Genomic DNA, 23,910 nt, shown 5'->3' on the forward strand with positions numbered 1-23,910 from the left:
CGATGACCGTGAACTCCTACGCCGCCCGCTCCCAGGCGGCCCGTTCCGCCGCTGGCGACCGGGCCGCACTTCCCCTGGCAGACCGTGCCGCCGGACTGGTGGGCTCCGTGATTGATTCAAGTACCTCGCTGCTGGCGTCCCAGACACATGACATTGTCCGTTTTGCCATGGGCTCCCCCGCCGACGAAGCAGTGCCGCTGGAGGAGTTCCGGGATATTGCGGCGCAGGTGCTGGACCACAGCTCCCTCACCTACGGCGCCACCGAGGGTGAACCGGTGCTGCTGGAGGCGCTGGTGGACTATCTGGCCGGAACCGCGGACCCCGTGGACGCCGACCGCATCACCATCACCGCAGGAGGCATGCAGGGCCTGGACCTGGCCTGCAAGATCTTCATCAATCCCGGTGACCTGGTGATCGTGGAGAGCCCCACCTACACCAACGGCAGCGCCACGGCGCTGAGCTACGGCGCGGACCTGCTGGAAGCTCCAGTGGATCAGGACGGTTTGATCGTGGAGGCCCTGCCGGACCTTGTTGCCGCCGCCGGGCGGACGCCGAAGGCCATCTACACCATCCCCAACTTCCAGAATCCCTCCGGCGTCACGCTCTCCCTGGAGCGGAGGCACCGGCTGCTGGAACTGGCCCACGAGTGGAACGCCGTCATTATCGACGACGACCCCTACGGACTGCTTCGTTTCCAGGGCGAGGACCTGCCGTCGCTGCAGGCACTGAGCCCGGGCGATCCGCTGCTGTTCTCGGTCCGCACGTTCTCCAAGATCCTGGCCCCCGGTCTGCGCGTTGGCTGGGTGGACACGGATCCCTCACTCCGGCAGCTGGTCATCAACGCCAAGCAGGCCATGGACACCTGCACCAATGTTCCTGCCCAGCACCTCGTCGCCGAGTTCATCCGCCGCGGCGGCCTGGACGACCATCTGGCCGGACTGCGCACCGCGTACAAACACCGCAAGGATGCCATGCAGGAGAACCTGCACCGGTACCTGGGCAGCCGCATCACCACCACCGATCCCGAGGGCGGCTTTTTCCTCTGGCTCACCCTGCAGGGGCCCGACGCGCGGATTTCCACGCAGAAGCTGTTCGAGACGGCACTGGCAGAAGGGGTTGCCTTTATCCCCGGGCCGGCGCTTTCGCCGAGCGGAAAGTTCGACGACGCCCTGCGGCTGTGCTTCGCGTCCACCACTCCCGAGCGGGCTGAGGAAGGCATTCTCCGGCTGAAGCGGGCCCTGGACCGGGAGCTGGCAGGGCTGGATTCCGGGGCGGGTGCGTGAACGTTCAGCCCTCCCTTATGGAAGAGACCGTCCTGGGACTGATCTCGGAGTCCGACGTGCTGGCCCTGGCAGCGGATCTAATCTCGGCCGGCGGGGAAAACCCCGGCGGGACCGAAGCCGCCACCGTCCAGGTCCTGGCGGACTTTGCCCGGACTGCCGGACTGGAAGTGTCGGTCACCGAGGTGGCTCCCGGCCGGCCGAACCTCACCGCGGTGCTGCCCGGCGGCACCCAGCCGGGGCTGCTCTTCCTGGGGCATTCCGACGTTGTGCCCGCCGGGAAAGGGTGGGACCGGCCGGCCTTTGAGCCGTATGTGAGTGGCGGCCGCCTGGTGGGACGGGGGTCCACGGACATGAAAGGCGGCTTGGCTGCCATCCTGGTTGCGTTGAAGGCGCTGGGTGCGGCCGGCGCTTCCCTGCCGGGGCCCGCTGCCCTGGCGTGCACCGTGGACGAGGAAGACCTCGGCCTCGGCATCCGGGCCTTCACCGCGGAGACCGGCCCGTTCCCCTATTCTGCGTGCGTGGTGGCTGAGCCAACCGATCTTGAAACAGTCATCGCCTGCCGTGGGGACAGTTATCTTGAACTGCACGTCTCCGGGAAGTCAGCACACTCCGGCCGGCCGGCGGATGGTCGCAATGCCATCGACGCAGCCGCACGGATCCTGGACCTGGTCCGCGCGGACCATGCCCGGCTGCAGGCCCAGACAGATCCGCTGCTGGGCGCAGGCTCCTGGAACACGGGCATGATCCGCGGCGGAACCGGCACGTCCATGGTGGCTGCGGAATGCACGGTATCCCTGGACCGGCGGCTGATGCCCGGCGAAGACCCGGAAACGATCCTGGATGCACTCCTCACCGCGATCCGGGACGCCGGGATCGACGGCGACGGGATTTCCGTCGAGGGCACGGTGACCATGGAAATGCCCGGGTTCCGCACGGCTGCTGATCACGCTCTGGTGGCCAATGCCGTTTCGGCGCTGGCGGAAGTTGGCGTGGACAGTGCCGTCACGGGCTGGACCGCGGCGTGCGACGGCGGGTTCATTGCGCGGGACTTCGGCGTTCCGGTCATTGTGATGGGACCGGGTGGCCTCAATGACCAGGCGCATCAGGTGAACGAGTCAGTGAGTGTGGCCGAAATGGTTGCTGCGGCACGGGCCTATGCGCTTCTGTGCCTGCGGCACGCGGGCTAGTTTCCCTAAGCGGTCGCCGCCGGCTCGGAATGCCCGCCGCCGGTCAGCCGCTCCAGCGCGTCGTCCATGTGCCGGATGAGCAGTGTCCCCACCAGGTTCTGGTCCCCCTTGGCCAGCGCATCCGCAATGGCCTGGTGCTCCCCCACCCGGGTATGCGGATCCGGATAGCGCTGTTCAAGGGCGGTGAGGCACATCCTGGTCTCGGTCAGCAGGGTGTTGTGGATGCGGGTCAGCCGCGGGCTTTCCGCTGCGGAGACCAGGGTGGAGTGGTATTCCATGTCTGCCTCGGACATCGCGTCGAGGTCGGTCTTGTCCGCTGCCTTTTTCATGGCTTTGACCACGCGTGAAAGCTGTGCGGCGATGTCCTTGCCGCCGTCCTTCTGCAGGATCAGTTCGGCTGCGGCACGTTCGACGGCGGTGCGCGCCACGTACATGTCCTGCACTTCCTCCTCCGTCATGGTGATGACGAAGATCCCGCGGTTTCGGATGCTGATCAGCAGGCCCTCCTGGGTGAGGCGCTGCATGGCTTCCCGCAGCGGCCCGCGGCTCACGCCTAGCTCCCGTGCCAGCTCGGTTTCCACCAGCTGGCTGCCGGCCGGAATCTGCCCCCGGCCAATAGCAGTCCTCAGCTTTCCGGCAATGATCGACGGCGTTGACTCGCGGACTACGGGCTCAAAGATTGCCAACGGAAACCACACTTCGCTAGGGGCCTTCCGCGGACGCGCAGTCCAGCGAAGGCAGCACTGTAACTTGTCTACAATCCTACAGTGAGCGACTCGTCCGAGTCAGCAAACTGACGGTCACATGTCGCAGCAGCCCAAGACACCCGCGAGAAGACTAAACGGGTGCGGCCGGTGCTAGGACCGGGCCTTCCGCCGGAACCCCGCCGCCTGCACCGTCAGCAGCGTGAACGCCCCCATAAGTCCGATCAGGAAGGGGAAAGGCCCCATGCTGTAAAGGTTCATGACCATCGCGCCCGGCGTCTCATCCGTCGAGATTCCGGTTATGGGATCGAACTGAGGCACCGGAAAAGACTCGGTCAGCCACACGAGACCGTGTGCCAAGAGCAGCCCGACCAGGACCCACGCTGCAGCGAGCGAGTAATTGAACCTACTCCCCGGCAACGGTCGGCTCCGCCGTGCCTGCTCCTCCTTATCAAGGACCGCGCGGTTCTGCGTCCGGTCACCAGCACCGCCGCCCGGCGAGCCGCTGTAGGGTACAGCGCTGCCGGGCACCGCACCGGCGTCGGGCTCTGAACCCTGGTCGACCATCTGTACCAAAATCTGTTCCTTGCCGTCTGGCCGGCGGTAAAAGTCGTGGTCCGCCCCGTCGGGCATCTGTGTATTCCCCAGGGCCGTGAGCCTACTTGTCACCACTTACTGAATGTCTTGGCCCCGCCGAGCATGCCCGAATAACCGCGCAACGGAACCGTGCGCCCTGCACCACCAGCAAGGTGAACGCCCCCATAAGTCCGAACAGGAACAGGAGAGGACCCATGCTGTACAGGTGCCCGAGCATCACGCGCGAGGGCGGGTCCAGAGAGTTTCCTGAAGCATCGAAATTCATTTGCGACGGGGGCAGAACCCCGGTGAACCAGGCCAGCCCCGCTGCCAAAAGCAGCCCGACCAGGACCCACGCTGCGGCCAGCGCGAGGTTGAAGCGCTGCCAGAGCGGCAGAGAGTCCGGCGGCGAACCCGCAGGCCCCGTGGGTCTCGGCTCCGGTGCTTCCCGCCCATCGCCGGCTGCCCGGGCAGAGCCAGGCACCGCACCGGTGCCGGCTCCGTCATCAACAATCTGCACGGATGGCTGCCGCTGCCACTCTGGTTCAATGCCGTCCGCGGGCCGCCGGTAATAGTCGTGGTCCGCGCCGCCTGGCGTCTGTGTGTTCCCCATGCCGGGTAGCCTACCGAACCCCGCTTACAGGGCATCCTTCCCTCGCCGGGCGAACCCGATAGGAGACGGCTTACCGGCCCGGCCGCCGGAACCGCGCACTCTGCACCACCAGCAGCGTGAAAGCCCCCAGGAGCCCGAACAGGAACAGGAACGACCCCAGGCCGTAGAGGTTCATGGCGATCTGGCTTGAGGTCTCGACACTCTGGTTGCCCGAGGGATCGTAATAGCTCTGAGGCGTCGGAAAACTGCTCGTGAGCCACCAGAGTCCGATTGCCAGGCACACCCCGACCAAGGCCCATGCCGCAGCCAGTGCGAGATTGAACCGCTTCCAGAACGGCACAGGAGTCGACGGCGCCTCCTCCGCTGAGCGCTTGGCTTGCCCCCGAACCGCGGTTTCCCCGGAACTCGCGTGCCCCGTACCGGCACCGGCTCCGGTAGGACCACCCGCGCCGTCGTCGACGATCTGCACGGAAGGCATCTGCATCGAACGCTGCGGTTCCACGCCGTCCGCAGGCCGCCGGTAGTAGTGGTGGTCCGCCCCTTCGGGCGTGTGTGTATTCCCCATGGCGGGAAGCCTACTCGAGCCCGCCTACCGGGCTCTCCTGCCCCGCCGGGCGAAACCGACCGCAACAGCAAGCAGCAGCACCAGGCCCTTGATCACCTGCTGCCAGGCAGCGTCCACGGACAGGATGGACAGCCCCTGGTTCAGCACACCCATCACCAGGCCGCCGATCACCGCACCCACAACCGTGCCCACACCGCCCTGCACCGATGCGCCGCCAATAAACACGGCAGCGATCGCGTCCAACTCAAATCCGCCGCCGGCTGAGGCCACGGCGCCGCCGGCACGCGCCGTGCTCACCACTGCCGCCAGCCCGGCCAGGAACCCCATGTTCACGAACACCATAAAGTTCACCCACCGGGTCTTCACCCCGGACATCATGGCTGCGTTCAGGTTCCCGCCCATGGTGCCCCTCAACCCAGTCAAGGCCGGCAGCACCGGCCGGGATTCCTGTCACTGGAGGCCCGGCCGATGTCCGTTAATCTGCAGCTGGCGCTGCTGCACGTGTCACTGTGCAGCGGTCCACATCTCTTCGAAATTCTCCCGGTACTGCAGATAGATGTCCCGGTTCGAGGTCTCCACGATCGCTTCGTCGTTGCGGCGCAGGGACGTGGCGTTGTAGTTGTGGCTGCCGGTCATGACCACATTTCGGCCGGAGTTCTTGCCGGTTGCATCCTCCACGATCAGATACTTTGAATGGATCCGGCCCGGCAGTACCCCGGAGTTGAGTTCGCGCAGTTCCACGCCGGGCTGCGCGGCCAGCAGATCGAGGACCGCACTGTCCATTGGACCGTGCACGATCCGCACGGAACAGCCGTCCTGGGCCATCGCCACGAGCCGGTCGGCGATGCCAATTCTGGATTCATCCCATTCGGACATGCCGATCCGCACCTCGGTGGCCCCATTCGCCTTGCAGCCGAGTTCGGAGAGACGCTCCTGGACGGGGTCCACCGTGGCACTGGGGAAGAAGTGGGCCGTCACCTTTCCGCCCTGCATTCCAGAAGTCACCGTCCGGTAGTAGTCCGGCTGCTGGACTTCCTCCGCAAGGTCCTCGAAGTACGAGGCGTAACCGTCATAGAGCCCCCGGTTGCCCGTGAAGGTGACCGCGTTGTTCCAGTAGGTCTGGGAGTTGACGTCCGTGAAGTTGGCTGAGGACTGCACCACAACGTTCTTCTCCCCTCCCGTCTCGGAGAACAGGTAGAACTTGTTGTGCTGTCCCTTGGTGCCGATGCAGGAGGAAGTGTTTCCCTCCGGCGACTGGTTGCTGCAGACATGGACCCATGAGCCGGAGCTTTCATCCGTGCCGAGTTCGCTGATGAGTGTGGCCGCGGCAGGCTTATCGATCTGCCATCCATCAATCACAACCTGGATGTCCACCCCGCGGCCGCGGGCGGCAAGCAGGGTTTCCGTGAAATCCATGCCGGCGGCGCCCGAGATGACGAAGTTCGCTATCTGTATTTTGGACCCGGGTGCTGCCTGGTTGACGAGGTTGCAGATTTGTTCCACCACCCCGGTGGGCCGGCCAGCAGCGGGATTGTTGAAGGCCGCACCCGTTGTCACCGGTGCGGCCGGAGCCGTGAGACAGGGGGCCGCCGCAGAAGCGGCGGCTGGCCCCTGGGCATTCGCCGCGGAACCGGCAGTGGCTGCCAGGATCACGGCCATAAGGGATGCAGCCAGGGCTTTGTGCGTCGATTTGGGCATGCTCTTTTCCTTTGTCAGTGCGGGAACTTAGCGGTGCGGTGGTTTTCAGTGCAGTGATTTACGGTGCGGTGCAACTCCCCGGGCCACGGGAATGGGCCCGGGGAATAATCGGTAGCCGTGGCGGTTAGGAAACTTTGGAGTGCGCAAATTCGGGATTGGCGCAGTGCTGGAGCGGTTCGCCCCGGAGGTATCTGCCGACCTCAGCCGCGCCGATCTCGGCGGCTTTGTGAGCGGTTGGCTTACTCGCGCCGGCCAGATGAGGTGTCAGCACCGCGCTGGGGATGCTGCGCAGGCGTGACCCGGCGGGCAGCGGTTCGGACGGGTAGACGTCAAGGCCAGTGCCGTACAGGTGTCCGGCTTCGAGCGCGTCGCAGAGCGCGTCGTAATCCAGCAACGCTCCGCGGGCCGCATTGATGAGGATCGACCCCGGACGCATCAGGGCAAGTTCCCGCGCGCCGATCAGCCCCGTGGTTTCCGGGGTGAGGCGGGCATGCAGCGTGACGATGTCCGCGGAACCCAGGAGTTCGTCGAGCGTTGACGCCTGCTCGATTTCCGGTGGCAGGGTTCCCGGCTCAATGAACGGGTCGAAGACGAGGATCCGTGCACCGAATCCGTGCAGGATCGCAGCGACACGCGATCCGATCGCCCCGTAACCAATCAGGCCCACGGTCGCACCGCTGATTTCCGGTCCAACCTCGTTGTAGCGGTAGTAGTCGCTTCGCCAGGCACCGGCGAGGAGCTCGGCGTTCCGCTGGGGAATTTGCCGCACTGCGGCCAGCGTCAGCGCCACGGTGTGCTCGGCAGTGGCGGTGGCGTTCCGTCCCGGAGCGAACGTGACGGCTACGCCGTGCGCGGCAGCGGCAGCCAGGTTGGCATTGACCGGTCCCCCGCGGGTCACCGCGAACAGCCGCAGCTCGGGACAGGCACGCAGGACGCGCTCCGTCAGCGGCGCCATCTGGGTCAGGCAGATCTCGGCGCCTTGGAGCGCGTCAATCAGTTCGTCCTCGTCTCCGGAGGCCTCATCAACTTCCGCTATGCGGTGAAACGGTTCCACCGGCCAGGGAAGGGTCAGTTCGGTTGGGTCCGGCAGGTCCGGCGTATGCCGTGAGAGGGCTTCGCGCAGAAGGGAATTCAGGACAAAGTAGTCGCCTGCAATGAGTATGCGAGACACGGGGTACCCCAGTTCGGTTGGTGGAAGGGTTTCAGGAAGGCAGCGGAGCGTTGAAGTGGAGCAGGGAAGCCTGGCCGGCCGTGAGCTCAAGTTCCGTGAGCGCGCAGTTGGCCAGTTTGGGGAACACCCGGCGGTAGTGGCGAAGAGGTATGCCCAGGAAGCTGCACAGCAGAAGGCGGATGAGCGTCGAGTGCGCCACCACCAGGACGCGGCCCTCGCGATGGGCAGTGCAAATCTCCTCCAGCGCCTCGAGGCCGCGCGCTGCCGCATCCGGCGGAGGTTCGCCGCCGGGGAGGTGGTGGAGTGCCGGGTCGGTGAGAAAGGATTCATAAACCCCCGGATAGGCCTGCCGGACCTCGGCGGCTGTCAGACCCTCGGCGTGGCCAAAGTGGAGCTCCCGCAACCGGGTATCCTGCCGGAGCTCCCGCCCGGACGCGGCAGCCGCGGGCTGCGCCGTCCCTATGGCCCGGGCCAGGTCAGAGGTGACGACGGCGTCGAGGTTCTGGCTGCCTGCCCAGGCCGCGAGTGCACAAGCCTGGGCCGTGCCGCGCGGGGTCAGGGCGACGTCACTAGATCCGGCGTAGCGGTTTTCTTTGTGCCATACGGTTTCGCCGTGCCGGGCCAGGATGATTCGTGTCATGCGGCAGCTGCTTCCTGGGCATTGTCCCGGGCGTGGTTCGCCAGTGTGGTTCCAAGCCAGTTCCGGGACCGGAGCGCACTGACAAGCTGAAGGTAGGGTTCCATGTATTTCGCGGTAGCTCCCGGTTCAGGATCGAGCACTTCATCAACCGTGACCATGGCGGCGGCCGTCTCGGCGAGGGAGCCGGACCCGGCGGACGCAGCGAGGATAGCCATGCCCAGCGCGGGCTCGGCGTTCTTGACCAGCGTCACGGGCCGGGCCAGGACGTCAGCGCGCAGCTGGGACCAGCTCCGGCTGCGCGCAGCCCCGCCGGTGAGGACGAGCGGCCCGCCCGTCGGTGCGCCCAGGCTCTGCAGGTGATCGAACGCCAGCCGTTCCACGAAGGAGATCCCCTGGATCAGGGCGGCGTAGAGTTCAGCGTCACTGCCCGTGCAGCCCACGGTGAAGGCGGACGCGTCCGGGGCAACGAACGGAAACCGTTCCCCTTTTGCGGATGCCAGCGGATAAATCACGGCTTTCGCGGGCAGGTGCCGGTGCGCCTCGGCGGAAAGCGCGTCCAGGTCCCGTCCGGGCAGCCGCCTAGTGATGTACCCGGCACCCGTGCCTGACGCACCGCCGGGCAGCCATCCGCCGTCGGGCCCCCGGTGGGAATAGACAACTCCCGATGGGTCCTGCAGCAGCTGCTCCGTAGCGCCTTTGAGCACCAGGGTGGTGCCGATAACGGAGTTCCAGGCTCCGGGCGCCAGAGCACCGGAACCCAGCTGGGCCGCGCATCCGTCCGTCATACCGGCGATGACCGGAGTTCCGGCGGGTATGCCGGTGGCCTCCGCCGCGCCGGCACACACATGCCCGAGGACAGTGCCGGAAAGTGCCAGCGTCGGCAGGACTTCCTCCCGAAGCCCCAGCGCAGTCATGAGATCCAGCGGCCAGCAGCCGGCCTGCAGGTCACATCCCGTTTTCAGGGAGCTGCTCAGGTCACTGGCAACCGGCGCTCCGGTCAGCAGCTCGTTGATGAAGTCGCTCTGGTGCAGGATGCGGAAAGACGTGTTCTTTGGCGCGTTTTCCACCAGCCACACGGCCTTGGGAAGTCCCCACGAGCTCTGGACTTTTTGGTAGCCGAGCCGCCGAAAGAGATCCTGTCCCGCGTCGTTGACGCGCTCCGTTTCGACGGCGGCACGGGTGTCGTCATACATGAGGCCCGGGGTGAGGTTCTGCCCGGGCCGCCCGCCCAGCAGCACGGTTCCGGAGGTCGCGTCGACGGCCACGCCGCGAATGGTGCCGCGCAGCGCAGCCGTTGCCTGTGCGCAGGCGTCGGTGACGGCATTCCACCACTGCCGGGGGTCCTGCTCATGCCGGGCGCCGTTCCGCATGCTGCCCAGGGAACTGCGGCCGGAGCCCAGCACGGTGCCGGCGGCGCTGACGGCAAGAACGCGCACGCTTTGGGTTCCCAGATCGATGCCGATCCAGCAGTCTTCACCTGTCCGTGCCTCAGGCTGCATGGACTGCCCCTCCGCTGTGCGCCCCGCGCAGCTGCTCCAGCTGGGGCCACGCCCCGCGCGCAGTGGAGCGCAGGGCGAGGAAGGCCTTGAAATGCTCCGAGTAGGCGGCGCTGGATGGGCCGGGACTGAACACGTCCCGTTCCCGACTGTAGAGCTTCGCGCCGGCTTCAAGGTCTGGAACCGCGCCCAGCGCGGCCATCGCGGCGATAAACGCCCCTTTGGCCCCGACTTCGGAGTCCGCCGAGCGGATAATTGGCACGCCCGTGACGTCCGCGAGGATCTGCGCCCACGCAGCACTGTTCGCTCCGCCGCCGCAGATACGGAGTTCCGACGGCGCAGTGCCCGAGGCTTCGAGGCAGTCGCGGATCACGAAGCTGAGCCCCTCCACCACGGCCCTGGCCACGTGCGCCGGAGTGGAATCTAAGGAAAGCCCCAGAAGCATTCCTCGCGCCTGCTGGTCGAGGAAGGGCGCGCGTTCCCCCGCCGGTGACAGGTAGGGCAGGCAGACGAGTCCGCCGGCGCCGGCGGGGGCCCGGGCGGCCAGCGCGCAGACCGCGGCGGGGCCGTCCAGTCCCAGGAGACCGGCCGCCCAGGCAAGCACCTCCGTCCCGGCGAGGGTGGGGAAGGCCCGGAGATATTGTCCGGGCGGACCGATGGGTATCGTCGCGCCGGCGCCGTCGCCGTCGCCATCCGGGGCATGAACCGGCGTCACGGACTGGGTGCAGAGCGTAGTGCCCAGGATGGTGCACGCACTGCCGGCCGTGACCGTTCCCGCGCCGATGGCCGTGGCCACGATGTCATACGGCGCCATTACCACCGGTATGCCGGCGGCCAGCCCCAGGGCCTGCGCAGCTTGCGGACTGAGCTGCCCCACCCTGGAGCCGTCGCTGATCAGCGGCGGCAGGAACGCGCTCATCCAGGCGATTCCCAGCTGGTCCAGCTGTGGCTGGCTGTAAGCGCGGAGGCGGATGTCCAGGAACGGTGCCGCGGCATCTGACTCATCCATTGCGGCGGTGCCGGTGAGGCAGGCGTACACCCAGCCGTTGCAGCTCAGCGACGTTCGTGACCGTTCCAGCCGTGCCGGGTCATGCTCACGGAGCCAGGCCATGATCGCGTGGGGAAGTCCGGCGAAGGTCCGGGTCCCGCTGATCGCGAAGGAAGCCGGTTCATACCCGGCTGCGGCCCACCGGTCTACGATTCCTGCGGCGCGGGCGTCGTTCCAGAGGATGGCGTTTCCCGTCGGCTGCAGGTCTTCGTCCACCAGCCAGCAGCCGTCCCCCTGGCCCGTGATGGTAAGCGCCTCCACCTGCTGTCCTGCCCGCTGCGCCGCCGCCCGGACCGTCTCCGCGACGGCTGTCCAGACTTCGTGCATGTCCTGTTCCGCCCAGCCGGGTTCGGGATGCAGCACCGTGGTCTGCCTCCGGGCCACCGCCAGTTCGGTTCCGTCCCGGTGGTAGGCAACGGTTTTGATCATGGAGGTGCCGGCATCAACGCTGATAATCGCCATGGGAATCCTTCCGGTGGCTGGAGCGGTCAGTCGAGGGGAAAGTGGCAGGCAACGGCGTCTTCCCCCGATCGGTTTTCCAGGACCGGGGCTTCGGTGGCACAGCGTTCCTGCGCCTTCCAGCATCTGGTGCGGAAGCGGCATCCGGACGGTGGGGAGAGCGGGGAGGGAACATCTCCCTTGAGGATGATTTCGGTGTCTTCAGCGTCCATCCAGTCATCCATGCTGGGAGCTGCGGAGAGCAGTGCCCGAGTGTAGGGATGCCTCGGATGGCTGAAGATGCGGCCGGCATCACCGGTCTCCACGACGGTTCCCAGATACATGACGGCCACCCGGTCTGCGATATGCCGGACAACTCCCAGGTCATGGGAGATGAAGATGTAGGAAATGCCTGATTCTTTCTGCAGGTCTTCGAGCAGGTTCAGGATCTGCGCCTGGATGGACACGTCCAGGGCTGAAACGGCCTCGTCGCAGACAATGACCTGCGGCTTCAGCGCCAGTGCACGGGCGATGCACAGGCGCTGGCGCTGTCCTCCGGAAAACTGGTGCGGGTACCGGCCCGCGTGTTCGGGGCTCAGCCCAACCCGTTCCAGACAGCGGGCTATTTCTTCGGGCCATTCGCTTTTCTCCACGATTCCGGGGTGGATTTCCCAGCCTTCGGAGATGAGTTCACCAGCGCGCATGCGGGGATTCAGGGATGAGAACGGGTCCTGAAACACCATTTGGATGTGCCGCCGGGCCGGACGCAGCTCGCCTGCTTTGAAGGTGCCAACGTCCCGTCCGTCAAAGTGGATGCTTCCGGCCAGCGGCTTGAGCAGGCCGACGAGCGTCCTGGCCAGTGTGGACTTGCCGCAGCCCGACTCCCCCACGATGCCCAGGGTCTCGCCCCGGCCCAGCGTCAGATCGACGCCCGAGACGGCGTGCACGGACCGCCGTTTACCCAGCCAGGATGCGGACTTAACGCTATAGCCGGCTACGAGCCCCGTGACGTCCAGCAGGGCGGTGTTCTCAGACATGGCTTGCTCCCGTGGAGTCGTGGGCCTGGACCCGTTCTGCGTGGTGGCAGGCACAGCTGCGGCCTGTCCCAAGGTCCCGCAGGGCGGGAACGACGGCGAAGCATTCGTCGGTCGCGAAGGGGCACCGGGGGTTGAAGTCGCAGCCCTGCGGCCGGTTCCGGGGATCCGGCGGATGCCCCGGAATGGGCACGGCGCGTCGCTGTCCGGATCTCTCCGGCGTCGCGGCCATGAGTCCCTTGGTGTAGGGGTGGGACGGCCGGGTGAAGATCTGTTCCACCGTTCCGCACTCGACGATCCTCCCGGAGTACATGACAGCGACGGCGTCAGCCGAGCGGGCAACCACGCCCAGGTCATGACTGACGATGATCATGGACATGCCGCGGGCCTGGCAGCGCTGGCGCAGCAGCCGGAGAACCTGCGCCTGGACCGTGACGTCCAGGGCCGTCGTTGGTTCGTCCGCGATGATCAGGCTGGGCTGCAGCGCAAGGGCGATGGCGATGACCACCCGCTGGCGCATTCCGCCGGAAAACTGGTGCGGATAGTTGTTGTACCGGTTGGTTTCATCAGGGATGCCTACCTCGCGCATCAGGGCCAGCGCCGCTTCTCTGGCTTCCGGGCGCCGCATCCGGCTGGACCGGATGAACATCTCCGCGATTTGCTTGCCAACGGTGATCACGGGGTTCAGTGCAGACATCGGATCCTGGAAGATCATGGAAATCTGCTGGCCCCGGATGGCGCGCCAGTCCTTCTCGGACAGGCCCACCAGTTCAGTTCCCCGGAATTTGATGCTTCCAGCGGAAATTTCCGCTCCCGGCGGCAGCAGTCCAAGCGTTGCCAGGGAAGTCAGGGTCTTTCCGCTGCCCGATTCTCCGACGATGGCCAGGGTCTTGCCCTCTTCCACTGTGAACGTCGCGTCGCAGACCGTCTGTACCGGCGTGCCGTCGGTCCGAAAGTCGATGGACAGGCCGGATACGTCAAGCAGCGGCCCTGAGGCATTAGAGGTGTTGAGGCTCATGTCTTATCCGTTCTTGCGCAGGTCGGAATGGTCGCGGAAGGCATCCCCCAGGATTCCGACGCACACCACTACGAGCGCGAGGGCTAGTCCCGGAAGCGTGGCGATCCACCAGGCGCTGGCAAGGTGGTCCCTGCCGTTGGCGATGGTGGCGCCCCAGGAAGCGTCAGAGAGGGGAACGCCCAGCCCCAAGAAGCTGAGGGACGCTTCGGCGACCATCGTCAGGCCCACCTGGACGGTGGCGGCGACAATCAGCGGCTGCCAGCAGGAGGGGATGATGTATTTCACCAGGATGCGGGTGTTCGAGGCCCCAAGCACCCGGGCGGAGTCGACGAAATCCAGGTGCCGGGTGGAGAGCGCCGAGGCCCGAACCACCCGGGCGAAGATCACCCAGCGCGTTATGGCCAGCGCCAGGATGACGTTCACCAGGCTGGGACCCAGCACGCCGGCCAGGAGAATGGCCAGCAGGATTGACGGGAAGGCCAGTTGGATGTCGCCCAGCCGGGAGATGAGGGCGTCCCACCTGCCCCCGAAAAACCCGGAGGTTACGCCGAGGATGAGTCCCACTGCGCCTGCTATGGCAATGGTGGCGAAGGCAACGGTCAGGGAAACCCTGCTGCCGGCGACTACCTGGGCCAGCATGTCCCGTCCCAGCTGGTCGGTGCCGAGCAGCGCCACCCCTCCCCCGCTCAGCTCCGCCCCGGGCGGAAGGAGCCGGTCGGGAAGACTGGTGGCAACGCCGTTGTAGGGGAGGAGGAAACTTCCAAAGATTCCTGCGCAGACGAAAAGGGCCAGAATGATTGCGGCGCCCAGCACCATTGGGCTGCGGAAGGTCCTGGGACGGCGCCTGCTCCGGGGAACGGCTTCCGGTACGGGGAGTTTTGTGCTCATGAGGAAGTCTCCGGCGAAAGGCGGGGGTCTACGGCGAAGTACAACAGATCCACGGCCAGGTTGATGATGACGTAGGCCACCGTGATGGCGATTACTGTGGCTTCCGCAATGGCGTAATCACGGTTGGTAATGGAATCAACCATGAGTGAACCGATGCCGGGCCAGGAGAAGACGTTTTCAATGATCACGGCGTCGGCGATGAAGTTGCCAAGGATGAAGCCCAGGGCGGTCACGATCGGCACCAGGGTGTTTCTCATGACGTGGACGTAGAAGATCACCCCGGGGGCCAGTCCCTTGGCCTTTGCCGTTCGGACATAGTCCTTGCCGATTTCCTCCAGTGCCCCGTTGCGCACCAGGCGGGCAAGCCAGCCGATGAAGGGCAGGGCGAGCGTGAAGGCCGGCAGGATCGACGTTTTGAAGGTCCCGTCCGGGACTGCCGGCACAAGGTTGAGCCATCTGGAGAAGACAAGGATGAGCATGATGCCAACCCAGAACGCGGGCAGGGCCTGGCCGGTCAGGGACATGACGGAGACGATTCTGTCCGCGATTGTTCCGGGACGCCGGGAACAGTAGATTCCCAGCGGAACGCCCAGTGCCACGGTGAGCACGAAGGCGTAAAAGGCCAGCAGCAGGGTGGCCGGAAGCCGGGACAGGGTGATGGCCAACGCGTCGCCTCCGAGCCGCCAGGATTCGCCGAAGTCACCCTGCACCACCTCCCACAGGTGCTGGAAGTACTGGATCCACAGCGGCTCGTTCAACCCCATGTCGATGCGAACCTGGTCGACTTCCGCCGGCGTCGCGTTGGCCCCAACCATAAGGAGCGCAGGATCTCCGGGGATGGCGCGCAGGACTATGAAGACGATCGTGATGGCACCGAAGATCAGGATCAGGGTTTGCCAGATGCGTTTCGCGAGGAAGATCTTCATTCTGATGTCCCAGCCGGGACGAAAGCATCCTGACGGACGCGTGTGGATTCCCGGAGCATCATCTGCGCGGGCTTGACTATGTGAGCGGGTTCGTCCGATGACGCGGTACCGTCAATCCGCTGAATGAGCAGGTTCACTGCTGACGCGCCGATGGATTCGGCCGGCAGCGCCATGGTGGACAGCGGCGGCTGCATGTATGCGGAGAAGGGGTGATTGCCGTATCCGAAGACTTCGATGTCTTCCGGTACGCGCAGTCCTGCCTCGGCCAGTGCCTTATACAGTCCCAGCGCAAAATGGTCGTTGCCCACCAGGACCGCTGATCCGGGCGTGAAGTGCTGCAGCAGAGCCCGCGCGGCCTGGTAGGCCGCGGCGGGGTCCCAGGGCAGCGTGCTTGAGTCCTGGCGATTTGTTGGGACTCTTTCCACCAGCTGGTGTTCCTCCCCGTGGCCCGCCTCCGTCATGGCGCGGGCGTAGCCGTTGGTCCTGGAACGAACCGTGGATATCTCCAGGTCTTCCTCAAGCAAGCAGACGCGGCGCTGGCTATCCGTATGCAGGAGGGCCCTGGTTGCCTCGTAGGCCCCCTGCTCATGATCAACGCCAACGAAATCCCAATTGAAGCCCTCCAGGAAACGATTGATGAGAACCATGGGAATCCCGTATTTCCGGAGGAGTTCCCAGGGCTCGGCGGTCTGCTGGGAGGGGACGACGATTGCACCGTCCACCCCCCAGCGGTAAAGCGTCTGTACCGCCGAACGCTCATTGTCCGGGTTTTCTTCAGTGGCGAACAAAAGCAGCGAATAGCCATGGCTCCGGCACCGTTCCTCCACTGCGCTTATGAGGCGGGCGTAAAACGGGTTGGACGGGTTGGTGATAACCAAACCAATAGTCATGGCTTTTCCCAGGACCAGCGACCTGGCCATGGAGTTTGGAACGTAACCCATTTCTGCTGCTGTTTTTTCGATCAGCTGCCGGGTGCTTTCCTTGACGGCATCCTTGCCGGCGAGCGCCCTGGAAACGGTATTCACGGAAAGGCCTAGGGCGTCGGCCACCTTCTTTAGCGTTGCTCTGTTGCTGCTCAACGGGTACCTTCTTCAGTCTCCGACGGTTCGTGGACCGGTCCAACCCCGGGTGTCACTTGGCGTTCAGGGATATGCGGGACAGATCCGGCTGGTTACTGGCCACGGGAACAAACCCTTCGAGGCTTTTGCGCCGTCCGTAGGCCGTCACGATGCTTGCCGGGAAAATACCCGCTGCTTCATCCCAAATTGTCTTGCAGGCTTCGGCATACAGCTTTTCCCGCTCCGTCTGCTCGGCTATGGAGTGTGCCTTGTCCAGGACGGCGTCCAGTTCCTGGTTGGAGTAACCCAGACGGTTCGCGGCTGACGTGTACAGCCTGCCGAGGGTGAAATCCGCGTCTCCGGTTGTGACCGTGTTGGTCTGGAGGTCCATATCCCAGTCCAGGGTATTCAGCCGCTGCAGCCAATCCGCCTTCTCAATGCTCTGGGCCTCTACTTTGACCCCGATCTTGGCCCAGTCGGAAATCATGGCCTGGGCCAGTTCCGTGGCGGACGGGCCCGTTCCGGCGAACCACATGAGCGAGGTGGAGAAACCGTCCGCCATTCCCGCTTCCTTCAGCAGTTTCCGGGCCAGATCAGGGTCGTGACGGTATGGTTCCTGCTTGGCGTAGCCGAAAACTGTCGACGGGATAGGCGCCGTCATTACCTCGGCGCCCTCCCCGTAAAGGGTGGAGACGATGGTCTCGACGTCGAGTGCGTGCCACATGGCCCGGCGCACGTTGGCGTCCGTAAACGGAGGCCGGCTGCAGTTGAACCAGTTGAAGTAGTAGACGTAGCTGGGGATTCTTTCCACCGTTGCGTCGCCAATGGCCTCAACCTCCTTGACCTGATCGGCGGGGACCGGCCAAAGAAGGTCCACTTCCCCGGTACTCAGGGATGTGATGGCACTGGAAGTTTCAGCGATGTAGGGCATTTCGATGTCAATGACCTTGCCCGCATCGCCCCAGTACTGATCGGACCGCTTCAGCTTGAGGGAAGAGGAGGGAACAAAAGATGCCACCGTGTAGGGCCCCGAGCCGACCGGGTTGGCAAAGAAGTCGGGGCTGTTGGCCGACGCCGCGGGGACGATGAAGAGCAGCGTCAGGTTCACCGGGAGTGTGCCCAGGGGCCCGTCCGTCTTGAAGGTCACGGTTGACGTTCCGGTCGCTTCGGCGGACAAGACCGGCGTCCAGAGGGGCGTCTGGGCCGAAGTTACTGACTGGATCCGTTTGAGTGACTGCGCCACGTCCTCGGCCGTCAGCGGCGTGCCGTCGTGGAAGCTGACGTCATCACGCAGAGTGAACACCCAGGTGGTGGGATCCGTTTGTTTCCACTCCGTGGCCAGGGACGGCACAATCTCCGTGCCGTTCCGGCGGACCAGTGTGTCAAAGATGAGGTACTTCGCGATGAGCGAGGCTTCATCCACAGCGGTGTTCGCTGCGTGCGGGTCGAGGTCGGTTATCGGCTGGCTGAAGACGGCTTTGAGTGCCCGCTCCGCGCCTTCCGTTGTTCCTCCCCCGACCCCGCAGGATGCCAGGAACGTTGCCGCTGCTCCCGCGCCCGTGAGGAACATGAAATTGCGTCTGTTTATCTCAAGCCCACCGGGCGTCCTCTGAAACATCTTTGTTCCCTTGTTCGTTTGCTGCTGTTCGGGTGGTCTTAGCCCTTGAGGGCCAGGTAGATCTGGACTTTGGCGCGCCCGTCGGGAGCTCCGCTGTCATTGCGGACGTCTCCCTTGAGCCGGAGCCATCCGCCGAATTCGGACGTGGTCCAGCTGACCGTCCCGGTTTCGGACACGGTCTTGGGTGAGTCGTCGATGTCGCACCAGTTGAGTCCGTCCGGTGACACCTGGACCTGCGCGTTCATGGCCGTGCCGGGATCGATGGAAAGCGTATTGATGAACCAGCGTGCTTCGCTGGCCCATGCCACTTCATAGGGTTCTGTAGCGAACTGTCCCTCGAGCGAAGAGTTTCTTTCCAGTACGGCGGTGAATGATTGTTTCATAAGATTTTTACCAATCTACGGAGATGAGGACTGAATCCAGATATACGAAGTTGCGGACATTGGCGTGGGTTCGCACGGAAACATAGAAATTGAGGAGGTTGCCCAATGAGCCGTATTCCTCGTCATACGCCGGAACCGGAACATCCCGCATATCGAATACTTCGTCGTTAACCTGCAGCTCAACGTTGGAACGGGTCTCCGTGTCGATCACCCAGCGGACGTAGTGCCAGTTGACCTTGGTGGGGACTTCGTTGAAGCACAGTTCCTGGCGCGGCGTGAAGGAGTGCCAGTCCTCGGGGTTGGGGGCGGTGAAGTCTGCCGTGCGCGGCAGTTTGATCTTGCCTTCGAAGTGTTCACGGGGAGTCGGTTCCGGCACGGACGGGTATACCCATTCCTGGACGAGCTTGTTGTCCAGGTCCGTGTTCAGATAGCGGGCTACGCAGTGGTAGCGGACGCCGTCGCAAATATCCGTTGCTATGGTGAGGGCGCCGAACTGCCGCTCGGAGGGATGGAAGTTCGCGTCCCAGTTCCCGCTGCCTGCCTCGTGCGCGGCACCGTTTTCCTCAGAATGGGCCTCTGCCTTGTAGGCGAGGTACGTCTCGAATTGCACCTTGCCTTTTCCAGCCATGGTGAGCCGGCGGATGGCCACGCCAGTGTGGCCGGCCTCGGGGCGGGTCGAAATCTTGAGGGCGTATGTCCCTGACATGGCGCCGTGCGTTCCCACGTCGAAGAAGTTGCAAGAGCTGAGCTGCGGCGGGCGGAAATCACGCATGTGGTCATCGACTGTGTCGAGGTTGCCAAACTCGTCGTGGTTGCCGATCAGTTCAATCCACCCGTGCGTGCCGGTGTTGAAATCGTCATGCACCAGAATGCGCGGCAGCGGGTTGAATTTGGACAGTGCTGGATCTGCGGCGACGGCGGATTTGCGCAGCGCGTCCACTAGATCGTTTGTAGCGTCAATACTCACTTGTGCTCCGTTCAGGAATTGATTACGCGGAGCAAAATTAACGTTCACGATAACGTTAATTTTTTGTGGCCAAACCATCATCGCTCCGGAATAATAACGTTCACGATAACGTTCATGTTTTGGACCGTCAAGGGTTTTTTGTGGCCCATATCACTGGAGGGAACCCGTTACGGATCCAGCCGGTCAGTTGGATTCGATCGTGCGGCAGCGGCCGCCACCCCACGATCTGGAGTACCGGCCGCTGCCGTATCTTAGAAAAGGAGCAGGAACCAGCGTCTGGCCTCCCGCCGGAACCATGTGGCCGGCACCGTCGTCGAAGGGACGCTCCCACGTCCGTGCCTGCCAATTCCCCATGGCGGGAAGCCTACTCGAGCACGCCTACCGGGCTCTCCTCCCCCGCCGTGCAAAACCGACCGCGACTGCCAGCAGCAGCACCAGGCCTTTGATGACCTGCTGCCAGGCGGCGTCCACCGACAGGATGGACAGGCCCTGGTTCAGCACACCCATCACCAGGCCGCCGATCACGGCACCCACCACAGTGCCCACACCGCCCTGCACCGATGCACCGCCAATAAACACGGCAGCGATCGCATCCAGCTCGAAGCCCTGCCCGGCCGAAGCCACGGCGCCGCCGGCACGCGCGGTGCTCACCACGGCGGCGAGCCCGGCCAGGAAGCCCATGTTCACAAACACCAGAAAATTCACCCAGCGGGTCTTCACTCCGGACATCATGGCGGCGTGCAGGTTCCCGCCCATGGCGTAGATGTGCCGGCCGAACACGGTCCGGTTCAGCAGGAACGAGTACGCCAGCACCAGGCCGGCCAGGATGATCAGGATGATCGGCGTTCCGCGGTTGTAGGCCAGCAGGTAGCAGAGGTACATGATCGCAGCGACGGCCACGGCGTTCTTGAACACGAACGACGCCGTGCGCTCCCGCGGCAGGTCAAGCTTCCGCAGGTCATTGCGGGCCTTGAGCTGCTGCACCACCAGCGCCACGGAGGCGAGCGCACCGATGCCCAGCGTGAGCAGGTCCGGCGTGCCGGTGGTCGGGAGGGTACCGCTGCCAATCGCGTTGAACGGCCGGGGCAGGCCGGAAATGGTTCCACCGGTCAGCAGGATCAGCGCGACGCCGCGGAACACCAGCATGCCCGCCAGCGTCACAATGAACGCGGGTATCCCTACGAACGCCACCCAGAAACCCTGCCACGCCCCAATTGCGGCTCCCACCACCAAGGACAGGATGACCGCGGCCCACCAGGGCATGCCCCAGCTGTTCATCGCCAGCGCCGCAATGGCCCCCACCGTCGCGACCACCGATCCCACGGACAGGTCGATATGCCCGGCGATAATCACCATGACCATGCCGATCGCCAGGATCAGCACATACGCGTTCTGCTGGATGAGGTTGCTGACGTTGCCCGGATACAGCAGCCGCCCGCCGGTGAGGACCTGGAACAGCAGCACGATCACCACCAGCGCGGCAAGGATGCCGTACTGCTGCAGGTCGATCCGCATCCGCTTCCGGCCGTTGCCTCCGGCGGGCGGCGGGGCAGGCGTCTTGGCCTGTTCAGGAGTTGTTGTGGTCACTTGCCCTGCGCTCCTTCGGTCCTGGCGGCGGTCATGTGCCGCATCAGTTCTTCCTGCGTAGCTTCTGCCCGGGGCACCTCAGCTGTGAGCCGGCCTTCAGCGATGGTGTAGATCCGGTCGCACAGCCCGATCAGCTCCGGGAGCTCACTTGAAATGACGACGACGGCCTTCCCCTGCGCCGCCATCTCGTTGATGATTCCGTAAATCTCGAACTTGGCTCCGACGTCGATGCCCCGGGTGGGTTCGTCCAGGATCAGCACGTCCGGTCCGGAATAGATCCATTTGCTCAGCACCACCTTCTGCTGGTTCCCGCCGGACAGGTTCGCCACCAAGGAGGCCACAGACGGTGTGCGGATGTTCATCTTCTGCCGGTAGTCATCCGCCACGGCGTATTCGCGGTGTTTGTCGATCACGCCCAGCCGGGCGAGCTTCCCCAGCGCCGCGGCGGACACATTCACCACCACGGACCCGATCAGGTTCAACCCGTACCGCTTGCGGTCCTCGCTGACGTACGCCAGTCCGTGCCGGATGGCCTCCCCCACGGACCGGGTCTGGATCTCGACGCCGTCCTTATAGACCCGCCCGGACACCCCGGTCCCCCAGGACCGCCCGAAGATGCTCATCGCCAGCTCGGTGCGCCCGGCACCCATCAGCCCGGCAAACCCGACGATCTCCCCGGCGCGCACGTTAAAGGACACATCGTTGACCACCACGCGGTCGACGTCGATCGGGTGGTGGACGGTCCAGTCCTCCACCCGGAACTTCTCCTCCCCAACCTGCGGGTCCCGGTCCGGGAACTGGCTGTCCAGCGGCCGGCCGACCATGGCACGGATGATCCGGGTTTCAATGTCACCGTTGTCCTCCACCGGGAAGAAGTCGATCGTTTTCCCGTCGCGGATGACGGTGACGGTGTCCGCGATGGCCCGGATTTCCTTGAGCTTGTGCGAGATGACAATGGAGGTGATACCGCCCTCGCGCAGCTGGTCGATCAGCCCCAAAAGGTGCGCCGAGTCGCCGTCGTTCAGTGCCGCCGTCGGCTCATCCAGGATCAGCAGCTTCACTTCCTTGGACAGCGCCTTGGCGATTTCCACCAGCTGCTGCTTGCCCACTCCGAGTTCCAGGATCTTCGTGGCCGGGTTCTCATCCAGCCCAACGCGTTTGAGCAAGGCGGCGGCCTGCAGGTTGGTCTGGTTCCAGTCGATCACCCCGCCGCGCTGCACCTCGTTGCCCAGGAAAATGTTCTCCGCGATGGACAGGAACGGACTGAGCGCCAGCTCCTGGTGGATGATCACCACCCCGTCCCGCTCGCTGTCATTGATGGAGCCGTAGCGGACCTCCTCCCCGTCCAGGGAGATGGTGCCGGAGTAGCTGCCGTGCGGGTACACACCGCTGAGCACGTTCATCAGCGTGGATTTCCCGGCGCCGTTCTCGCCGCAGATTCCATGCACTTCACCGCGCCGGACGGCGACGGACACGCCGTCGAGCGCGCGGACGCCGTTGAACTCCTTCACGATGCCGTCCATGGAAAGGATGACGTCCTGATCGATCATTTCTTGCCTGTTCTTTCCGGAGGGTGCGGGGCACGACGGCGGTGGCGGGCGCCGTCGTCGTCGTGCCCCGCGGGGCGGGCTGCCCTAGAGACCGAGGTCGCCGGCCTCCACGAAGCCGGAGTCCACCAGCTTGGACTGGACCTCGTCCTTGACCACTACCTGCGGTTCGAGGATGTAGGTGGGGACCACCTTCACGCCGTTGTCGTAGGTTTCGGTGTCATTGACGTCCACCTCTTCGCCGTTGACGATCTGCTCGATCATGGTGTCCACCTGGGCGCCCAGTTCACGGGTGTCCTTCCAGACAGTCATGGACTGCTGGTCGCCGAGGATGGCCTTGATGTTCGCGACGTCGCCGTCCTGCCCGGTGATCACCGGCCAGTCGGTGCCCGGCGTGTAGCCGGCGCTGGCCAGGGACTGCTCGATGCCCAGGGCCAGGCTGTCATTGGGCGAAAGCACTACGTCCACCTTGTCGCCGCCGGTGTAGAAGGACTGCAGGCGGTTGTCCATTTCAGCCTGCGCATCCGCCGATCCCCAGCCGAGGATGCCGATGGACGCCCAGTCATCATTCGAGGCTGGGGACTTGCCGGAGGGGACCACCAGCTGGCCGCTCTCCACGTAGGGAAGCAGCACGTCCCAGGCGCCGGAGAAGAAGAACTTGGCGTTGTTGTCATCCGGGCTGCCGGCGAACGGTTCGAGGTTGTACGGTCCCTCGCCGTCGGCCAGGCCAAGCTCCTCCTCGATGAACTGGCCCTGGAGCTGGCCCACCTGGTAGTTGTCGAACGTGGCGTAGTAGTCCACGGCGTCGGTGCCGTTGATCAGCCTGTCATAGGCGATGACCTGGACGTCCTGGCTCTTGGCGTCCTCCAGGACCGGACCCAGGGTCTCGCCGTCGATCGCCGCGACCACCAGGATCTTGGCGCCGCCGGCCACCTGGTTCTGGATCTGGGAGATCTGCTGGTCTGTCTTGTCATCGGCGTACTGCAGGTCAACGGTGCAGTCCCTGGCCTCGAGGTTTTCCTTCAGCCCTTCGCCGTCGTTGATCCAGCGTTCCAGGCTGCGGGTGGGCATGGAGATGCCCACGTTGCATTCGACGCCGTCCCCGCTTTCGCTGTCGCTGTTGGTGGTCCCGGCGGGAGCGCAGGCCGCCATGCCTGCTGCCAGGCCGAACGCCAGGAAGAGGGCCGAAACATTCTTTCTTTTGCTCATGGTCGAACCTTTGAAAAGGATCCTGCCGCCGGCAAGGCACTGCACGGCGAGACTGCGGGAAACATCCTTGTGACCCGGACGGCTGGATCGAGCGGATACAACGCTGTAGCGCCCTGCCGGTACCCCTACCGACAATTTGTAGGCGAGCACAACATATCTCCGTGATGTGGATCACGGCAAGTGGTTCACGGAACGTTATCCAACCGCAATGCGGCGTGCCGTCCGGGCTCCTGTCAATAGGTGCCCTCAGTACTGA

22 protein-coding genes and 1 pseudogene are annotated in these 23,910 nt (G+C 64.7%); 2 read left to right on the top strand and 21 right to left on the bottom strand.

What is annotated here, in order from left to right; all coding sequences use genetic code 11:
• The first annotated feature begins 2 nt into the window (after nt 1-2).
• Both ACWGQ2_RS02355 and ACWGQ2_RS02360 read left to right on the top strand, forming a co-directional pair.
• The gene (locus ACWGQ2_RS02355) at nt 3-1,283 is read left to right on the top strand and encodes an aminotransferase-like domain-containing protein (protein WP_452013934.1); all 1,281 of its coding nucleotides are present in this window, start codon (nt 3-5) and stop codon (nt 1,281-1,283) included.
• Nucleotides 1,280-2,470 carry a M20 family metallopeptidase gene (locus ACWGQ2_RS02360; protein ID WP_452013936.1) on the top strand — a complete coding sequence of 397 codons (1,191 nt, stop codon included), beginning with the start codon at nt 1,280-1,282 and terminating at the stop codon, nt 2,468-2,470. Before ACWGQ2_RS02355 ends, ACWGQ2_RS02360 begins: the two co-directional genes overlap by 4 nt.
• Nucleotides 2,471-2,475: 5 nt before the next feature.
• Here ACWGQ2_RS02360 and ACWGQ2_RS02365 read toward each other — a convergent pair whose 3' ends face one another.
• From ACWGQ2_RS02365 to chvE, 21 genes and pseudogenes are all read right to left on the bottom strand, one after another.
• Nucleotides 2,476-3,156 carry a GntR family transcriptional regulator gene (locus tag ACWGQ2_RS02365; protein ID WP_452013938.1) on the bottom strand — a complete coding sequence of 227 codons (681 nt, stop codon included), beginning with the start codon at nt 3,154-3,156 and terminating at the stop codon, nt 2,476-2,478.
• 171 nt (nt 3,157-3,327) lie between these two features.
• Complete coding sequence (locus ACWGQ2_RS02370; protein WP_452013940.1) at nt 3,328-3,807, bottom strand: hypothetical protein; 480 nt, start codon at nt 3,805-3,807, stop codon at nt 3,328-3,330.
• A 25-nt stretch (nt 3,808-3,832) separates the two neighbouring features.
• Nucleotides 3,833-4,363, bottom strand: coding sequence for a hypothetical protein (locus ACWGQ2_RS02375; protein WP_452013942.1), 531 nt, complete (start codon nt 4,361-4,363; stop codon nt 3,833-3,835).
• Between the two features lie 70 nt (nt 4,364-4,433).
• On the bottom strand, nt 4,434-4,928 hold the full coding sequence (locus ACWGQ2_RS02380; RefSeq protein WP_452013943.1) for a hypothetical protein: 495 nt from the start codon (nt 4,926-4,928) through the stop codon (nt 4,434-4,436).
• A gap of 24 nt (nt 4,929-4,952) precedes the next feature.
• Nucleotides 4,953-5,330 (bottom strand): annotated as a pseudogene (locus ACWGQ2_RS02385) (ABC transporter permease subunit); the annotation flags it as partial.
• Between the two features lie 102 nt (nt 5,331-5,432).
• Nucleotides 5,433-6,626, bottom strand: coding sequence for a phospholipase D-like domain-containing protein (locus tag ACWGQ2_RS02390; RefSeq protein ID WP_452013945.1), 1,194 nt, complete (start codon nt 6,624-6,626; stop codon nt 5,433-5,435).
• Between the two features lie 124 nt (nt 6,627-6,750).
• On the bottom strand, nt 6,751-7,797 hold the full coding sequence (locus ACWGQ2_RS02395) for a 2-hydroxyacid dehydrogenase (RefSeq protein WP_452013947.1): 1,047 nt from the start codon (nt 7,795-7,797) through the stop codon (nt 6,751-6,753).
• 31 nt (nt 7,798-7,828) lie between these two features.
• Nucleotides 7,829-8,437 carry a histidine phosphatase family protein gene (locus ACWGQ2_RS02400; RefSeq protein WP_452013949.1) on the bottom strand — a complete coding sequence of 203 codons (609 nt, stop codon included), beginning with the start codon at nt 8,435-8,437 and terminating at the stop codon, nt 7,829-7,831.
• The gene (locus ACWGQ2_RS02405) at nt 8,434-9,936 is read right to left on the bottom strand and encodes an FGGY-family carbohydrate kinase (RefSeq protein WP_452013951.1); all 1,503 of its coding nucleotides are present in this window, start codon (nt 9,934-9,936) and stop codon (nt 8,434-8,436) included. Before ACWGQ2_RS02405 ends, ACWGQ2_RS02400 begins: the two co-directional genes overlap by 4 nt.
• Nucleotides 9,926-11,443, bottom strand: coding sequence for an FGGY family carbohydrate kinase (locus tag ACWGQ2_RS02410; RefSeq protein ID WP_452013953.1), 1,518 nt, complete (start codon nt 11,441-11,443; stop codon nt 9,926-9,928). Before ACWGQ2_RS02410 ends, ACWGQ2_RS02405 begins: the two co-directional genes overlap by 11 nt.
• Before the next feature lie 26 nt (nt 11,444-11,469).
• The gene (locus ACWGQ2_RS02415) at nt 11,470-12,456 is read right to left on the bottom strand and encodes an ABC transporter ATP-binding protein (protein WP_452013955.1); all 987 of its coding nucleotides are present in this window, start codon (nt 12,454-12,456) and stop codon (nt 11,470-11,472) included.
• Nucleotides 12,449-13,471 carry an ABC transporter ATP-binding protein gene (locus ACWGQ2_RS02420; RefSeq protein WP_452013957.1) on the bottom strand — a complete coding sequence of 341 codons (1,023 nt, stop codon included), beginning with the start codon at nt 13,469-13,471 and terminating at the stop codon, nt 12,449-12,451. Before ACWGQ2_RS02420 ends, ACWGQ2_RS02415 begins: the two co-directional genes overlap by 8 nt.
• Nucleotides 13,472-13,474: 3 nt before the next feature.
• Entirely contained in the window at nt 13,475-14,359 is an 885-nt protein-coding gene (locus tag ACWGQ2_RS02425) for an ABC transporter permease (RefSeq protein ID WP_452013959.1), read from the bottom strand.
• Nucleotides 14,356-15,285 (bottom strand): ABC transporter permease, encoded by a 930-nt coding sequence (locus ACWGQ2_RS02430; RefSeq protein ID WP_452013961.1) that lies wholly within the window; start codon nt 15,283-15,285, stop codon nt 14,356-14,358. The genes ACWGQ2_RS02425 and ACWGQ2_RS02430 overlap by 4 nt, the downstream gene beginning before the upstream one ends.
• Entirely contained in the window at nt 15,282-16,364 is a 1,083-nt protein-coding gene (locus ACWGQ2_RS02435; protein WP_452013963.1) for a LacI family DNA-binding transcriptional regulator, read from the bottom strand. Before ACWGQ2_RS02435 ends, ACWGQ2_RS02430 begins: the two co-directional genes overlap by 4 nt.
• Before the next feature lie 52 nt (nt 16,365-16,416).
• Complete coding sequence (locus tag ACWGQ2_RS02440; protein WP_452013965.1) at nt 16,417-17,913, bottom strand: ABC transporter substrate-binding protein; 1,497 nt, start codon at nt 17,911-17,913, stop codon at nt 16,417-16,419.
• Nucleotides 17,914-17,999: 86 nt separating this feature from the next.
• Nucleotides 18,000-18,344, bottom strand: coding sequence for a hypothetical protein (locus ACWGQ2_RS02445; protein WP_452013967.1), 345 nt, complete (start codon nt 18,342-18,344; stop codon nt 18,000-18,002).
• 7 nt (nt 18,345-18,351) lie between these two features.
• Nucleotides 18,352-19,311 (bottom strand): DUF6772 family protein, encoded by a 960-nt coding sequence (locus ACWGQ2_RS02450; RefSeq protein ID WP_452013969.1) that lies wholly within the window; start codon nt 19,309-19,311, stop codon nt 18,352-18,354.
• 378 nt (nt 19,312-19,689) lie between these two features.
• Complete coding sequence (gene mmsB, locus ACWGQ2_RS02455) at nt 19,690-20,898, bottom strand: multiple monosaccharide ABC transporter permease (protein ID WP_452013971.1); 1,209 nt, start codon at nt 20,896-20,898, stop codon at nt 19,690-19,692.
• Nucleotides 20,895-22,448, bottom strand: coding sequence for a multiple monosaccharide ABC transporter ATP-binding protein (gene mmsA, locus ACWGQ2_RS02460; protein WP_452013973.1), 1,554 nt, complete (start codon nt 22,446-22,448; stop codon nt 20,895-20,897). Before mmsA ends, mmsB begins: the two co-directional genes overlap by 4 nt.
• 84 nt (nt 22,449-22,532) lie before the next feature.
• Nucleotides 22,533-23,654, bottom strand: coding sequence for a multiple monosaccharide ABC transporter substrate-binding protein (gene chvE, locus ACWGQ2_RS02465; protein WP_452013975.1), 1,122 nt, complete (start codon nt 23,652-23,654; stop codon nt 22,533-22,535).
• Nucleotides 23,655-23,910: the final 256 nt, after the last annotated feature.

It is taken from the genome of Arthrobacter sp. NPDC055585 (assembly GCF_053619115.1).

Excerpts from the sequence above, each read along its gene's own strand:
- ACWGQ2_RS02355 (WP_452013934.1), top strand. The coding sequence starts at position 3 with ATGACCGTGAACTCCTACGCCGCCCGCTCCCAGGCGGCCCGTTCCGCC.
- ACWGQ2_RS02370 (WP_452013940.1), bottom strand. The coding sequence starts at position 3,807 with ATGCCCGACGGGGCGGACCACGACTTTTACCGCCGGCCAGACGGCAAG.
- ACWGQ2_RS02375 (WP_452013942.1), bottom strand. The coding sequence starts at position 4,363 with ATGGGGAACACACAGACGCCAGGCGGCGCGGACCACGACTATTACCGG.
- ACWGQ2_RS02380 (WP_452013943.1), bottom strand. The coding sequence starts at position 4,928 with ATGGGGAATACACACACGCCCGAAGGGGCGGACCACCACTACTACCGG.
- ACWGQ2_RS02390 (WP_452013945.1), bottom strand. The coding sequence starts at position 6,626 with ATGCCCAAATCGACGCACAAAGCCCTGGCTGCATCCCTTATGGCCGTG.
- ACWGQ2_RS02400 (WP_452013949.1), bottom strand. The coding sequence starts at position 8,437 with ATGACACGAATCATCCTGGCCCGGCACGGCGAAACCGTATGGCACAAA.
- ACWGQ2_RS02405 (WP_452013951.1), bottom strand. The coding sequence starts at position 9,936 with ATGCAGCCTGAGGCACGGACAGGTGAAGACTGCTGGATCGGCATCGAT.
- ACWGQ2_RS02410 (WP_452013953.1), bottom strand. The coding sequence starts at position 11,443 with ATGGCGATTATCAGCGTTGATGCCGGCACCTCCATGATCAAAACCGTT.
- ACWGQ2_RS02415 (WP_452013955.1), bottom strand. The coding sequence starts at position 12,456 with ATGTCTGAGAACACCGCCCTGCTGGACGTCACGGGGCTCGTAGCCGGC.
- ACWGQ2_RS02420 (WP_452013957.1), bottom strand. The coding sequence starts at position 13,471 with ATGAGCCTCAACACCTCTAATGCCTCAGGGCCGCTGCTTGACGTATCC.
- ACWGQ2_RS02425 (WP_452013959.1), bottom strand. The coding sequence starts at position 14,359 with ATGAGCACAAAACTCCCCGTACCGGAAGCCGTTCCCCGGAGCAGGCGC.
- ACWGQ2_RS02430 (WP_452013961.1), bottom strand. The coding sequence starts at position 15,285 with ATGAAGATCTTCCTCGCGAAACGCATCTGGCAAACCCTGATCCTGATC.
- ACWGQ2_RS02440 (WP_452013965.1), bottom strand. The coding sequence starts at position 17,913 with ATGTTCCTCACGGGCGCGGGAGCAGCGGCAACGTTCCTGGCATCCTGC.
- ACWGQ2_RS02445 (WP_452013967.1), bottom strand. The coding sequence starts at position 18,344 with ATGAAACAATCATTCACCGCCGTACTGGAAAGAAACTCTTCGCTCGAG.
- mmsA (WP_452013973.1), bottom strand. The coding sequence starts at position 22,448 with ATGATCGATCAGGACGTCATCCTTTCCATGGACGGCATCGTGAAGGAG.
- chvE (WP_452013975.1), bottom strand. The coding sequence starts at position 23,654 with ATGAGCAAAAGAAAGAATGTTTCGGCCCTCTTCCTGGCGTTCGGCCTG.